General features: G+C 38.7%; 14 protein-coding genes. 5 read left to right on the top strand and 9 right to left on the bottom strand.

The window, feature by feature from the left end; translation table 11 throughout:
• Positions 1–25: 25 nt before the first annotated feature.
• Both HDE68_RS07535 and HDE68_RS07530 read left to right on the top strand, forming a co-directional pair.
• Positions 26–1,024 (top strand): glycosyltransferase family 61 protein, encoded by a 999-nt coding sequence (locus HDE68_RS07535; RefSeq protein ID WP_183880572.1) that lies wholly within the window; start codon positions 26–28, stop codon positions 1,022–1,024.
• Between the two features lie 12 nt (positions 1,025–1,036).
• The gene (locus HDE68_RS07530; RefSeq protein ID WP_183880570.1) at positions 1,037–1,894 is read left to right on the top strand and encodes an alpha-1,2-fucosyltransferase; all 858 of its coding nucleotides are present in this window, start codon (positions 1,037–1,039) and stop codon (positions 1,892–1,894) included.
• Between the two features lie 89 nt (positions 1,895–1,983).
• Here the strand turns inward: HDE68_RS07530 and infB are convergent, their stop codons facing one another.
• The 4 genes from infB to HDE68_RS07510 all read right to left on the bottom strand — a co-directional run bounded on the left by infB (position 1,984) and on the right by HDE68_RS07510 (position 7,474).
• A complete protein-coding gene (gene infB, locus HDE68_RS07525; RefSeq protein WP_183880568.1) occupies positions 1,984–5,058 on the bottom strand; it encodes a translation initiation factor IF-2 in 3,075 nt (1,024 codons plus the stop codon).
• Between the two features lie 72 nt (positions 5,059–5,130).
• The gene (gene nusA, locus HDE68_RS07520) at positions 5,131–6,366 is read right to left on the bottom strand and encodes a transcription termination factor NusA (protein WP_183880566.1); all 1,236 of its coding nucleotides are present in this window, start codon (positions 6,364–6,366) and stop codon (positions 5,131–5,133) included.
• A 2-nt stretch (positions 6,367–6,368) separates the two neighbouring features.
• Positions 6,369–6,833 carry a ribosome assembly cofactor RimP gene (gene rimP, locus HDE68_RS07515; RefSeq protein ID WP_183880564.1) on the bottom strand — a complete coding sequence of 155 codons (465 nt, stop codon included), beginning with the start codon at positions 6,831–6,833 and terminating at the stop codon, positions 6,369–6,371.
• A gap of 206 nt (positions 6,834–7,039) precedes the next feature.
• A complete protein-coding gene (locus HDE68_RS07510; protein ID WP_183880562.1) occupies positions 7,040–7,474 on the bottom strand; it encodes a hypothetical protein in 435 nt (144 codons plus the stop codon).
• An 18-nt stretch (positions 7,475–7,492) separates the two neighbouring features.
• On the opposite strand from HDE68_RS07510, the gene HDE68_RS07505 reads away from it, so the two are divergent.
• A complete protein-coding gene (locus tag HDE68_RS07505) occupies positions 7,493–7,840 on the top strand; it encodes a phage holin family protein (protein ID WP_183880560.1) in 348 nt (115 codons plus the stop codon).
• Between the two features lie 72 nt (positions 7,841–7,912).
• Here the strand turns inward: HDE68_RS07505 and HDE68_RS07500 are convergent, their stop codons facing one another.
• The 3 genes from HDE68_RS07500 to panC form a co-directional block, all read right to left on the bottom strand.
• Complete coding sequence (locus HDE68_RS07500; protein ID WP_183880558.1) at positions 7,913–9,052, bottom strand: acyl-CoA dehydrogenase; 1,140 nt, start codon at positions 9,050–9,052, stop codon at positions 7,913–7,915.
• Positions 9,053–9,160: 108 nt separating this feature from the next.
• On the bottom strand, positions 9,161–9,511 hold the full coding sequence (panD, locus tag HDE68_RS07495) for an aspartate 1-decarboxylase (protein ID WP_183880556.1): 351 nt from the start codon (positions 9,509–9,511) through the stop codon (positions 9,161–9,163).
• 75 nt (positions 9,512–9,586) lie between these two features.
• Positions 9,587–10,426: a pantoate--beta-alanine ligase gene (gene panC, locus HDE68_RS07490; protein ID WP_183880554.1), complete on the bottom strand. Its 840-nt coding sequence runs from the start codon at positions 10,424–10,426 to the stop codon at positions 9,587–9,589.
• A 152-nt stretch (positions 10,427–10,578) separates the two neighbouring features.
• Between panC and HDE68_RS07485 the strand changes: the two genes are divergently transcribed.
• Positions 10,579–11,403, top strand: coding sequence for a glycogen/starch synthase (locus tag HDE68_RS07485; protein WP_260171688.1), 825 nt, complete (start codon positions 10,579–10,581; stop codon positions 11,401–11,403).
• Positions 11,404–11,426: 23 nt separating this feature from the next.
• The gene (locus tag HDE68_RS07480) at positions 11,427–12,908 is read left to right on the top strand and encodes a DUF4270 domain-containing protein (protein WP_183880550.1); all 1,482 of its coding nucleotides are present in this window, start codon (positions 11,427–11,429) and stop codon (positions 12,906–12,908) included.
• Between the two features lie 342 nt (positions 12,909–13,250).
• Here the strand turns inward: HDE68_RS07480 and HDE68_RS07475 are convergent, their stop codons facing one another.
• Together HDE68_RS07475 and mutY are read right to left on the bottom strand one after the other, a co-directional pair.
• On the bottom strand, positions 13,251–13,676 hold the full coding sequence (locus tag HDE68_RS07475; RefSeq protein WP_041883024.1) for a single-stranded DNA-binding protein: 426 nt from the start codon (positions 13,674–13,676) through the stop codon (positions 13,251–13,253).
• Positions 13,677–13,690: 14 nt separating this feature from the next.
• A complete protein-coding gene (gene mutY, locus HDE68_RS07470; RefSeq protein ID WP_183880548.1) occupies positions 13,691–14,740 on the bottom strand; it encodes an A/G-specific adenine glycosylase in 1,050 nt (349 codons plus the stop codon).
• Positions 14,741–14,925: the final 185 nt, after the last annotated feature.

The raw sequence follows: 14,925 nt of genomic DNA, 5'->3' as shown, positions 1-14,925 counted from the left end.
ATATATAATCTTACCAAAGCAACCAATGAAACTATCCAGATCAATATTAGCAGCACATATTGCTGTCAGGGAAAAACCTAAAAATCTCAGACCTGAAGATTTACCTCTGTTTGAGCATGAATTCAAGAAGAAAATTGATCCGGTAGAATTATTTCAGTTATCAAACATCAGTATTATCAAAAATGTAATTTTCAGTCCCGCTCGGCTAAAGTTTTACACTTCGTTATCTAATTTATTTACAGTACCAAAAATGAAGCTTATAAGGAAGCTATGGCTGTTCTTTCTGCCTTTTAATAAAATTGAAAATGCGATATGGATTAGTGATGAATGGAGCATTGACTATTTTCATTGGTTAACAGATGCATTACCGCGTCTGATTGTTGTAGAAGAATTAATGGCGAAGGATACAGTCATTTTACCTGACTCCTTCAAAACCAAATCTTATATCGGGGAGTCTTTGGATCTGTTGGGTTTTAAAGCATATTATAACAATTATAAAAGAAGACTGGCAGTAAAACAACTACATGCAGCATCCCACATCGCACCTACCGGAAATTTCAACAAACAAGTCATTGGCAGACTAAGGGATAGATTCATCAGTAAAGAGACCATGCCCTTTAGAAAAATCTACATCAGCAGAGAAAAGGCGACTAAAAGGAAAATTACAAACGAAGCAGCAGTTATAGAATTAGTATCTGTGTATGGTTATGAAATTCATTTTTTTGAGGATTACGACCTTAAAAAACAAATAGAAATCATGTCTCAAACAAAATCTCTCCTTGGTCTACACGGAGCCGGCTTAACCAATATGCTGTTTATGCCTTGCAATGGACAAGTATTTGAACTGAGAAACGAAAATGATGCACATAATAACTGTTATTTTTCTCTCGCCTCAGATTTAGATCATGAGTATTATTATTTATTAAATACCGGTGATATTGAAGACACCCATCGTGTTGAAATAACTGTTGACATTTCAAAATTGAAGACTGTTATTGAATTAATGCATCCGGTTATTCACTAAAAACACACACAAATGAAAATTATACGCTTCACCGGAGGTCTGGGAAACCAAATGTTCCAGTACGCCTGTTATAAAGCACTTACCAAAAAATTTAATAACGTTACTGCAGACATTAGTTCTTATGAAAACGGTACTGTTCATAATGGATACGAACTAGACCATATTTTTGAACTGAAAATAAATAAAGTATCCCCAATGACTGGAGGAATTTATGATATATACAACAGGAAATGGATTTACAAAAAGATAAGAAAGATTTTCAACTTAAAAAGATTTCAGAAAGAAGAACAAAAGCATTTTACATTTGATCCAGATATCTTCTTAAGTCCCAAATCAAGATATTACTCCGGGTTCTGGCAAAATGAGGGTTATTTCATCGATATAGCTGATGAAATCAGAAAAGACTTTAAGTTCAAATCTCTGACAGATGAAAAGAATATTAAGGCTCTAGAAGAAATTAAGCAAACAAACAGTGTTGGAGTACATATCCGCAGAGGTGATTATGTTAACCACCCAACATTTGGGGGCGTTTGTGAGAAAGAATACTATCAGGAAGCCATTCAACTTATAAAAACTAAAACCGATTCCACAAAATTCTTCATCTTTTCTAATGATATTGATTGGTGTACAGAGAATCTGGATATTACAAATAGCGAATTTATCTCATGGAACGCTGGAACACATAGCTATATTGACATGCAGTTAATGAGTGCCTGTAAGCATAACATAATTGCTAACAGTAGTTTTAGCTGGTGGGCGGCATGGCTTAATGAGAATCCGGACAAAATCATTATAGGACCTGAGAAATGGCTCCAGGGTGGTCAGGATGATACTTCTACAGTATTGCCCCGGGACTGGATAAGAATATAGGATAAGAATAACCCACTAAATATATTAAATAAAAAACGCCCTGTTAAAGATCTTTAACAGGGCGTTTTGGTATCAGTTATTTATATAACTTATAACTTTCTTTTTACTTCTACTTGTTCGTATGCTTCAACGATATCACCAACTTCAATGTTATTAAAGTTCTGTATGTTCAGACCACATTCGTAACCTCTTGCCACTTCTTTCACGTCATCTTTATAACGTTTCAGTGAAGCCAGCTCACCAGTGTAGACAACCACACCATCTCTAACGATACGGATCTTACTGTTACGTGTAATTGTACCGTCCAGTACCATACAACCGGCAATGGTTCCCACTTTCGTGATTTTGAAGGTATCTCTGATTTCCACGTTTGCAGTAATTTTCTCCTGGAATTCAGGAGCAAGCATACCTTCCATCGCAGCTTTGATCTCATTGATCGCGTCATAGATGATAGAATACAGACGGATATCGATTTGCTCAGCTTCAGCAAGCTTTCTTGCACCTGAAGAAGGACGAACCTGGAAACCGATAATAATCGCATCAGAAGCCGAGGCTAACAATACATCAGATTCTGAAATCTGACCTACTGCTTTACTGATAATATTAATCTGGATCTCTTCAGTAGACAGTTTCAGCAATGAATCGGCTAATGCCTCAATCGAACCATCCACGTCCCCTTTAACAATCAGGTTAAGCTCTTTAAAGTTACCAATCGCTAAACGACGGCCAATCTCATCAAGAGTGATATGTTTTTGTGTTCTCAAGCCCTGCTCACGCATCAATTGTAAACGTTTGTTTGCAATTTCTCTCGCTTCAGACTCATTTTCTACTGCATTGAATTTATCACCTGCCGTAGGTGCGCCCTGCATACCCAATACCTGTACCGGTACCGATGGGCCAGCTTGTTCTACTTTCTGTCCACGTTCGTTAAATAACGCTTTCACACGACCACTGTAGCTACCCGCTAAAATCGGATCACCAACTTTTAAAGTACCAGCCTGAACCAGTACAGTAGTTACAATACCACGTCCTTTATCTAAGGTCGCTTCAATTACACTACCAGTAGCGCGTTTATTAGGGTTAGCTGTTAATTCTAACAACTCAGCTTCCAATAATACTTTATCTAATAAAAGATCAACATTTAAGCCGCTTTTACCAGAGATCTCCTGAGACTGGAATTTACCACCCCAATCCTCAACCAGGATATTCATGATCGATAATTGCTCACGGATCTTGTCAGAGTTTGCACCTGGTTTATCAATTTTTGTGAAGGCGAATACCAGAGGAACACCAGCTGCCTGAGCATGACTGATTGCTTCTTTAGTCTGAGGCATCACTGCATCATCCGCTGCAACCACAATAATTGCAATATCCGCTACTTTCGCACCACGTGCACGCATCGCTGTAAAGGCTTCGTGACCCGGTGTATCTAAGAACGTTACTTTTTTACCAGTAGGTGTAGTTACCATATAAGCACCAATGTGCTGTGTAATACCACCCGCTTCACCAGCTACTACGTTCGCTTTACGGATATAATCCAGTAAAGAGGTCTTACCATGATCTACGTGACCCATGATCGTAACTACCGGAGCTCTTGATACTAAATCTTCAGGATTATCTGATTCTTCAATAATACTATCGCCTTCATCATCTGGTTTAACGAATTGGATTTCGTAACCAAACTCATCTGCAACGATGGTTAATGTCTCTGCATCTAAACGCTGATTGATCGAAACGAACATTCCAAGACTCATACAAGTACCAATAATTTTGGTAACCGGTACATCCATCATACTCGCCAGTTCGTTTGCGGTAACAAATTCTGTTACTTTCAACACTTTAGATTGTAGCTCCTGCTCCATTGCAGCTTCTTCCGCAGAAAGAGCTACATCATCACGTTTACCACGACGCAGTTTTGCACGCTGTGCAAATTTACCAGATTTACCAGCTCCGCTTAAACGTGCAAGCGTTGCTTTAATCTGATCCTGTATTTCTTTTTCCGTAGGTTCTTCTTTAGAGCCTCCAGTTGCGCCTGGTTTGCTGTTTCTAAAGTTAGGCCTGTTGGCTGTATTGTTTGTATTGTTCCTGAAATCAGGTCTGTTGGTAAAAGTTGGCGCTCCCGCAGGTTTTGCAGGTGCAGCAGGATTATTTCCTCCCTGCTGCTGACCAGACGCTGAAGGATGACCTCCTGACGACTGATTCTGTCCAGGTGCTCCCGGAGCTTTTTTACGCTTGCGTTTCCTTTTCGCATCATTACTGTCAGCCGAAGAGGCTACAGGTTGTGATTTACGTTCAGGCGTTGTCGGCAAGACAATTTTACCAATAATATTTGGTCCGGAAAGTTTTACGGAACGAGCTTTGATAACCTCGACTTCGTCAGGTTTATCAGCTTTCGGGGTAACAACTTCTTTAACCGGCTCTGCTTTAACAACAGGTGATTCCACAGGTTTTGGTTTTTCTTCTTTAACTTCTTCCACAGCTTTAACTACTTCAGGTTTAATTTCAACAGGTTTAGCCTCGATAGGTTTTTCTACTGGCTTAACTTCCTCCTGAACTACCTTAGGTGCCTCTGGGATAATTGCTGCTGGTACAACAGGTGCTTCTACAGGAGCAGCCGGTTTAACAACCGGAGCTTCCGCTTTAACAACTTCAGTAACTGGAAGTTCTTCTTTTTTAGTAGGGCGGGTTTTAGAGTTTAAATCGTCAAGATTAATTTTCCCTACGATTTTAACACCTTTTAACGTTCCTTCTTCAACTTTTTCAGTTTCCTTTTCCACTTCAGCTGCTTTTTCAGGAGCAGGTGCAGGAACAACTTCTTCCTTAGGTTTCTCAACTGCAGGAGGAGTATAGGAATGAAGGTTCTTGATTAAAATACCCTCGCTTTCGAATTCAACATTTTTTCTAGGTGCATCCGTAACTTTATCAGTTACTTCAGGCTCATCACGACGAATTTTACCTATAACAATTTGATTGGCTTCTTCTTTTACGATTTTATCTCCCTGAAACTCTTTCAATAATGCATTATACATATCGCGGGAGAGTTTGGTAGTGGGTTTATTCTCAACAGAAAAGCCTTTCTTTTCTAAAAACTCAACGGCCGTAGCTATCCCTACGTTAAGTTCCTTAACTGCTTTGAATAAAATTATTGGTTTGTCGTCTGACATTGATATCCTATTTTTTCTTAATTCTTATACAAAAGTAACGTTTATTCTTGTTTTTTCTCATCAAGTCAACGCTTATTCAAATTCTGACTGTAATATACTGATAACTTCTTTAATAGTTTCTTCCTCCAGATCAGTTCTTTTTACTAATTCGTCTACTGACAGCGCTAGTACGCTTCTTGCTGTATCACAACCAATTGCTTTCAATTCGTCAATAATCCAGCTATCGATTTCATCTGAGAATTCTTCGATATCCACATCTTCATCTTCTTCACCAGCTTCACGATAAACATCAATTTCATAACCAGTTAATTTACCGGCAAGCTTAATATTATGTCCGCCACGGCCAATTGCAAGAGAAACCTGATCAGGCTTCAGGTAAACCGAAGCATGTTTAGTCACATCGTCCAATTTGATTGAAGTGATTTTAGCAGGGCTCAAAGCCCTTGTGATATAAAGAGAAATATTAGTAGTGAAATTGATTACATCAATGTTCTCATTTTTAAGTTCTCTCACGATTCCGTGAATACGAGAACCTTTCATACCCACACAAGCACCCACCGGGTCAATTCTGTCGTCATAAGATTCTACCGCAACTTTAGCACGTTCTCCTGGTTCACGAACAATTTTCTTAATGGTAATTAAACCATCAAAAATCTCAGGAACTTCGATTTCGAACAAACGCTGTAAAAACTCAGGAGCAATTCTTGAAATAATAATCTTCGGTGTGCTATTCATCATATCAACCTTTAAGATTACCGCACGTACAGTATCACCTTTTTTGAAATAATCAGCTGGTATCTGTTCTGTTTTAGGCATGATCAACTCATTCCCCTCATCATCCAGTACTAACGTTTCTTTTTTCCAAACCTGGTAAACTTCTCCTGTTACGATTTCTCCAACTCTGTCCTTATATTTTTTAAAGATCTCGTCTTTCTCTAATTCAAGTACTTTAGATACGAGTGTCTGACGTGCGGCTAAAATAGCTCTTCTTCCAAAACTCTCTAAAGTAATCTGCTCAATGTAGTCGTCTCCAACTTCCATATCCGCATCTAACTGCTTAACCTCAGCCAATTCGATTTCAAGATCATCATCTTCAGAAAAGCCATCTTCCATTACTTTTCTTGTACGCCAGATCTCTAAATCACCGTTATCAGGGTTAACAATTACATCACAATTCTCATCAGTACCATATTTCTTACGTAACATGCTACGAAATACTTCTTCCAGCACACTGATCACCGTAGGACGGTCGATGTTCTTGAACTCTTTGAATTCTTGAAATGAATCGATTAAATTAATATTGCTCATTTTTATTTAAATGAAATTAAAACCTTTGTTTCTATTATATTATTAAAGTCCAGACTGGTTTCAACCAATTGTGCTTTCTTTCCTTTTTCTTTTACTTTCGCTTCTACGGTAATTGACTGCTCATTTACATCCAGCAATTTGCCTTCCATAATATCACCACCGGCAACTTTAACACTCAATTCACGCCCGATATTTTTATCGTACTGTCTTTTAAGTTTCAAAGGCTCGCCAACACCAGGAGAAGAAACCTCCAGGTTATATGCTTTCTCAATAGTATTCTCTTCTTCCAGATGAAACCCAACATGCCTGCTAATCGCAGCACAATCCTGAATACTGATGCCCTGGTCACCATCCACATGAATGATTAACTTATTGCCAGGCAACAACTTTACCTCAACTAAGAATAACTCCGGTCTGTCCGAAATTTTTTCCTCTACTAATTCTATTACTCTCTTCTCTACTTGCATAAACCAATTTGCGGATAAAAGAAAAGAGGGGACATCTGCCCCCTCTTGCCCCTCTATAACAGTGCAAAGGTAGGGATTTTATTTCAAAAATAAAAACAATTCCCACTCGTAAATCCATTAGCCGTTCATCAGATCTAATTTAAAAAAATTAAATAACAGCCTGAAACAGAAAATAAAAAAAATAAAATCGGAACGAAGGAACCAGCTTAACGCTTTAGCACGACCTGCTGAGGCATTACACTGTGGTTTAGCTGTCCGCTGATTATTTTTTTATTCGTAGCAAACTTTACATTCATATAAGATATGACCAGATATTTTTTTCCTGAAATAAATGATTTCTGCGGTTTAAAAACTAAATTACTATCAGTTATTTCCAGTTTACCAGCCACATCATGCTCCATATCAGCAGTATCATCATCGGGAGACACTTCTGATACAGATACCACATCAGCATGTGCAGTGTCAATACCCGGCCTGTTTTTAAGCTGCCATAATCCAGCAGGGTCAATATCTGAAAAGACAATTGAAGTGCTATCCGGGGAGAATTGTATAGAAAGTGGCTTATTATTTGCTGATGAACATGACATTAAACAAGCCACGCCAAACAACACCGGAGGTAATTTTAATAAACAGCTGTACATTTTTTAAAACTAAACATTATGAAACTTATTATTGAAATTTTATTGATGGGCCTGGCCATGCTGCTCGGCTCATACATTGTTCCCGGAGTTCATCTCACAGGATTCGGTACTGCAATTATTGCAGCTGTCCTGATTGCGCTGGCAAATGCTACGATCGGGTTCATTTTAAGACTGCTTACCTTCCCGATTAATTTTCTGACTTTAGGATTAATGTCTTTCATCATTACCGTATTAATGATCCTTTTAGTTTCGAATATGATGTCAGGGTTTACTGTTTCAGGATTCTTCGCTGCTGCATTTTTAGCAATCGTTGTAGCCATTATTAAAGCCCTGTTTGGTACTATTGCCGGTACAGACAACGGCTAACCCAATATATAATATAAGAAAAAGGGCTGTTCTCCATATGGAAAACAGCCCTTTTTCTTATATCCTAGAAGATTATCTGAGTATCTCCCTGGAGATTACCATTTGCTGTATCTCCGAAGTACCTTCATATATTTGTGTAATTTTTGCATCTCTCATTAACCGCTCCACATGGTATTCTTTAACAAACCCATAGCCGCCATGCACCTGAACAGCCTCAACCGTTACATCCATAGCTACTTTAGAAGCAAATAATTTAGCCATTGAGCCAGCCAGCGTGTAGGGAAGACCCTGATCTTTTAACCAGGCTGCTTTGTAAACCAGCATTCTTGCGGCCTCAATCTGCGTAGCCATATCTGCTAACTTAAAAGCGATTGCCTGATGTTCAGAAATTGGTTTACCGAATGATTTACGTTGTTTAGAATAAGCAAGAGCAAGTTCATAAGCGCCAGCTGCAATACCCAATGCCTGAGCTGCTATACCAATACGGCCGCCTTCTAAAGTTTTCATAGCGAATTTAAAACCGAAGCCATCTTCGCCAATTCTGTTTTCTTTGGGAACTTTAACATCATTAAACATCAGAGAATGTGTATCAGACCCACGAATCCCCATTTTATTTTCTTTCGGGCCGATAGTAAAGCCTTCCATGCCTTTTTCTACAATAAAAGCATTGATTCCTTTGTGTTTAAGATCCGGATGTGTCTGTGCAATGACAAGATAAGTAGAAGCTGTGCTGCCATTGGTTATCCAGTTTTTTGTTCCGTTTAACAAATAATAATCACCTTTATCTTCTGCTGTTGTCTGCTGAGAAGTCGCATCAGAACCTGCCTCCGGCTCAGAAAGACAAAAAGCGCCGATCTGTTGTCCTGAAGCCAAAGGTTTAAGATATTTTTCTTTCTGAAATTCAGACCCATAGGCCTCTAAGCCATAACAAACTAAAGAATTATTAACTGAAACCACAACAGAAGCGGAAGCGTCAACTTTAGAAAGTTCTTCCATGACCAGTACGTAGGATACCGCATCCAATCCGCTGCCACCAAATTTTTCTGAAACCATCATTCCTAAAAAACCCAGTTCGCCAAGTTTTTTCACCTGCTCTGCAGGAAATTTCTGATGTTCATCTCTTTCAATCACGCCAGGCCTCAGTTCATTCTGCGCAAAGTCCCTCGCAGCCTGCTGGATCATCAATTGTTCTTCACTTAGTTGAAATAGCATAATAATTATTTTTTGGAAATTACTTTCTGCCAAATTTAGTATTTCAAACTGAAAAATACTATGGTTGCATAGCATCTTTCAGAAAATAGTTACCAGCCAGTGAAAATTCTATTTCAGAAGATGATTGTTATCATCAGGGAAAACCAGTATTGGTGTATATTTTTTAGCCTCTTCTATTGGCAGAGACCCGTAAGAAATGATAATTAACGTATCTCCAACCTGTACCTGTCTTGCAGCCGCACCGTTTAAGCATACTGTACCTTTACCACGCTCGCCCTTAATTACATAAGTTTCAAATCTTGCTCCATTATTATTATTGACAATCTGTACCTTTTCATTGGCAATAATGTTTGCCGCATCCATCAGATCTTCATCAATTGTGATACTGCCTACATAATTTAGTTCCGCCTGAGTAACTCTGACGCGGTGTATTTTCGATTTTAATATCTCGATAATCATACTGTAAATTGGTTAACGCTATTAGATAGCCATTGCAAAGTTATGTAACTTTAAATTTGTTTATTGTAACTACTGTCAGTTTAACATCATGTTATCAATCAACCTGGTTTCACCGACCTTTGCCGCGACCAGGGCGACCAGGTGCGCCGCCGTCTTATCATTTTCAGGAAGAAGCGTTTCACCATTCGCAATTGTAAAATAATCGAGCTCAACTCCTTCTACAGCTTGAATAATAGCTACAGCTTCCTTCAATAAGGTTTCTATATTTTCTGTATGAAAGTGATCTTTCACATAAGATAATGCCCTGCTTAGTACTAATGCATGTTCATGTTCCAAAGCAGAAAGATGAATGTTTCTGGAACTCATAGCCAGTCCGTCATTTTCTCTGATGATAGGGCAGGAAATAATTTGCACCGGCAAATTGAAATGAGTAACCATATTCCGGATCATCAGCACCTGCTGAAAGTCTTTCTGACCAAAAAAGGCGACATCAGGAGCAACTGCATCAAAAAGTTTTTTAACTATTTGCGTTACCCCCTGATAATGTCCCCGCCTGAATTCACCTTCCAGTAAAAACTCTGCAGGACCAAGATCAATATGCCAGTTTTCGGGCACAGGATACATTTCTTTAACAGATGGCATAAACACATAATCGCAACCCGCCTCCTGTAGCATTTCAATATCGTGCTGCAGGGGCCTTGGGTATTTCTCAAGGTCTTTAGGGTCTGTAAACTGCGTTGGATTGACAAAGATACTGCATACCACAACATCTGCATGCTGCTGAGCGATCTTAACCAAAGAGACGTGTCCTTTGTGCAAAGCACCCATTGTAGGCACTAATGCAATTTTTTGTTGAGCCAGTTTTCGTGGCTTCAGCAAGCTATTTAATCCTGCTATTGTATTTATAACTTCCAAACCGGGTTGTAAAATTTCAAAGTCCAAAGTTGGTTAATTATATAATCCCAACAAAACATCTCGGCAAGATATTGATAAATTTGAATAAATTGCTTACCTTTGCCCCTTGATTATCTTTTCTTTAACATAAATATTTATTCACAAATATGGAGATGGCAAAAACGAAGCTACTGATTGTTACACACGAGATGTCGCCTTTCCTGGAACTCACGAAAATTTCAGAGATTACCCGTCAACTACCTCAGGCAATGCAGGAAAAAGGATTTGAGATCCGTATTCTTATGCCAAGGTTCGGAAATATCAATGAACGTAGGAACAGGCTGCACGAAGTTATTCGTTTATCTGGGATGAACATCATGATTGATGACAACGACAACCCGCTTATTATCAAAGTCGCATCAATTCCAGCAGCCCGTATGCAGGTGTACTTCCTGGACAATGAAGATTATTTCCAGCGCAAGTACGTATTCAGAGATAAAGAAAGCAAGTTCTATGCAGACAACGACGAAAGAACAATTTTCTTTTGCAAAGGCGCACTGGAAACTGTTAAAAAGTTAGGCTGGGCACCGGATATCGTGCATTGCCATGGCTGGATGACTTCATTAGTCCCTGTATACATTAAGACTTCTTACAAGAACGATCCAACATTTAAGAATTCAAAAGTTGTTTATTCTGTCTATGAGAATTGCTTCACTGAAACTTTACATGCCGACTTGCATAAAAAAGCAGTGATGAACAATATGACTGCAGATGACACTAAAGTTTTCGAAAATGCGGATAGCAACACTTTACATATCGGAGCAATTACTTATTCTGACGCTGTAGTTTTGGCCGATGAAAAAATTGATGCCAATGTGTTAAAATTTGTTAAAGATTCAAATAAGCCAACTTTAGCCTTTAATTTAACCGAAAATTTCGAGAACTTTTACTCATTATATGAGGAAATCTCGAACGATGAATTGGTTTCAATTGCATAAACTCAGGTATTATTAAATTAATTATGAAATTTTCAAAACTAGACTTATTGACCCTGTTGATAAGTCTTTTTCTTTTTTCGTCTTGTAAAGACTCCAGTACCATCGGTTTAGATGTTAGTCCGGCCACCAGAATCGAAGGGATTCTTCTTGATACAGTCACTGTTACTTCCAACACAGTATTGGATGAACCAGCGGCAACATTTTTTTCTGCAGGTACTTCAGGAGGATTTGCCGGATTACCAAGATATCCACTGGGACAAATGACCGATCCGATCTTCGGAGCTACTACAGCAAGCCTGGCTATGTCAGTTGGCCTGCCATCAGGTACAGGATTTACAGTTGGTCAAAACGCAGTCATTGACTCTGCAGTTCTGGTATTACCTTACCAGGTAACTGCCGGAAGTACAGCTGCACTGAGTCTTTTCACCCCATTCTATGGAGACAGTACCACCACTTTCAACATCAATGTAAGCCAGTTGGATGCGAACCTATATGCACAGAGCAAGTTTATGAGCAATACTGTGTATGCAGCAACCACTCAGCTTGGTGCGTTGTCTATTCAGCCAAAACCAACAACTCCTATCAAAGTGACCAGAGTTATCACAGACGCACCAGATACCGTATATAATGCAGTACCTCAGATCAGGATCAAACTGAACGCGGCTATGATACAAAGTAAAATCCTGGCGCTGGACTCAGCAACACTAAGTACGAACAGCAATCTGAATGCTGCATTCAAGGGTTTAAAAGTAACAGCAACAGCAGCATCAGGAAAACCAGGTGGAATTATGTTCTTTGAATTCAGAACCGGAAATTCTAATCTGGAAATCTATTACAAAAGAAAAAGTACATCAACGACTAAAACTATAGATACGGTATTTGCTTCGTTCCCGATTTCTCTGGGTACAACAGCAACACCAGTAGCAGCAACAGTTACACATGACTACGGGACTACTCCGGTTGCCGCACAACTTAAAACACCAGGCAAGTACCAGACTACTTATTTACAGGCAATGAGCGGTGTCAGAAATCTGATCACTTTCCCTTATCTTAAAAACCTGAAAGCATCTTTAGGCACAAAACTGGTCATCAACAAAGCAGAACTTGTAATCGACATCAATGATCCTGCTGATTCAATTCCATTTAAAATACCACCACGTCTTTCGTTGTACCGTTTAGATATTGCAAAACAGAGACAAAATCTACCGGATAATAACCCGGCTTCACAGAGCAATCCTTCTGGTGATCCGCGTGCTGTATTACCTTTCGGAGGTTATTATGACAACACCAAGAAAAGCTATACTTTTGTAGTGACCAATTACATTCAGGATTTAATTGACGGTAAAACTGTGGATTACGGAACTTATCTGGCACCAACAGCAGCAACTGAATTCAATGTGTTCCCTTATCCAACTTCTGGCGGAAGAGCAGTAATCGGTTCATTTATCAATCAGAACAACAGAAGAATCAGACTTAACATCTATTACGTTAAAGATCCTAATTAATTTTTAGCTATAAATTCTAACAACAGGCCGCCTTGCATAAAGGCGGCCTGTTTTGTTTAAGGACATTTCCAGTCAGCGGCCATGGTATATCACTGGCCGTATCAAGTTAATAGTGAGCCCATCTATTTACGGCAAAAACGTGGACTCATACCCTAGTCAATACGAACTTATCTTACCGGTTATTACTATACAAAAGGCCCTTTCCTGTTTCAATTAGAAACGACTTATCTGTTAAATGAAAACCAGCAAAAGATTAAACAAAAAAAAGCCTGGATATATTGATATAATATCCAGGCCTCTCTTTAAGAATAAATTGAAATATCAGCTTTTAAATAGCTTTGATTAAAATGGCAGATCACCAGAGATGCCGTCTGCATCTAAATAATCATTTTCACTTTTAGGTGTACTATTGGTAGTCACCGGAGTATTTTCAAAATCGCTTTTTCTGCCCAGAATCGTAAAATTCTCCGCAACGACTTCAGTTACATATTTTTTTATCTTCTCCCGGTCTTCAAATGACCGTGTACGCAGTTTTCCTTCTATATAAACGAGTTTTCCTTTCTGCAAATACTTTGATGCCACTTCAGCTAACCCTCTCCACAGCACAATATTATGCCATTCTGTTTGTTCAATACGCTTACCATCTTTGTTATAGGTTTCTGATGTAGCCAAAGGAAAGCTGGCTACTGTAACACCACCATCTAAGTGACGGACTTCAGGATCCTTCCCTAAATGTCCAACTAAAATTACTTTGTTAATACCTGACATGAATTTGGAGTTTACTATTTGTTAAAATAGAAGTTAATAAATTTGGTTAGAATTTTCGGTTGTGGCAGTTGATCTAAATCGGCCCATGTGACCCAATTGGCTTCTGCGCTAATATTAAAGTTAATGATATAATTATCTAAAGCAAAAAATTGAACGTATATAATTTGGTGCGTCAGCAAATGTTTTACCTGCATTAACGGACGGATAACAACATCTAACCCAAATTTTTGTTTAACTTCTTTAATAAATTCTTCCTGATCAGTGTCAGCAGCAACAGCAGTTTCAATGCTCGGGAAATCATATAAATGCTGCCAGATATCCTCCAAAATCCTTTTATTCACCAGTACTTTATCGTCATTTTCACAAACAAAATAATTAATATATCTGGTCCGGACCTTTACTGTTTTAAGTTTAACCGGGAGAACCGGGATCAGATTATTATTTTTCGCATAACAGGAAAGCATCAGCGGACAAACCTCACAATCCGGGGATTTAGGTTTACATTGCAAAGCCCCAAACTCCATAATCGCCTGGTTATACAATGCCGGATCTTCTTTATAAATCAAAGACTGGGCAAGTTCAGTAAACTCTTTTTTACCTGCAGTGCTATTTATCGGACTGCTGATTCCAAAATATCTCGAAAGCACACGAAAGACATTACCATCTAAAACAGCCTTTGCCTCTCCCGATGAAAAAGAAGAAATCGCAGCCGCAGTATACTCACCAACTCCTTTAAGTTTGATCAGGTCCTGGTAGCTGACAGGAAAAACACCCGCATGTAAATCCATGATCTGACGGGCTGTAAATAACATATTTCTGCCGCGTGAATAATATCCCAATCCCTGCCAGAGCTTTAAAACCTGAGTTTCAGTAGCCGCTGCAAAATCCTGAACTGTTGGATAGGCTTCCAGAAAGCGGTTAAAATATGGCAACCCCTGTTCCACTCTTGTCTGCTGTAATATAATCTCTGATAACCAGATAATATAGGGGTTTTGTGTATGTCTCCAGGGGAGATTTCTTTTATTAACCAGATACCATCCGATAAGCTCTTTCTGAAATGCCATAACCCCAAAAATACAAGTAATCCATTATTTTGTCGATTTATAAATTATTATTTTTCAGGCCGCAAAATTCTCCAATGTATATTTTGCTTTACCGGATAGAAAACTCAATTTCTGTAAAACTTGCAATTCCCTGATACTATTCAAGATAAATAATTGATCTTTTATTTTCCTATCTCATTAAAAAG

The organism is Pedobacter cryoconitis (assembly GCF_014200605.1).
Taxonomy (GTDB): domain Bacteria; phylum Bacteroidota; class Bacteroidia; order Sphingobacteriales; family Sphingobacteriaceae; genus Pedobacter; species Pedobacter cryoconitis_B.
The sequence above is the reverse complement of the archived record's forward strand: the minus strand, read 5'-3'. Positions and strand labels throughout refer to the sequence as shown.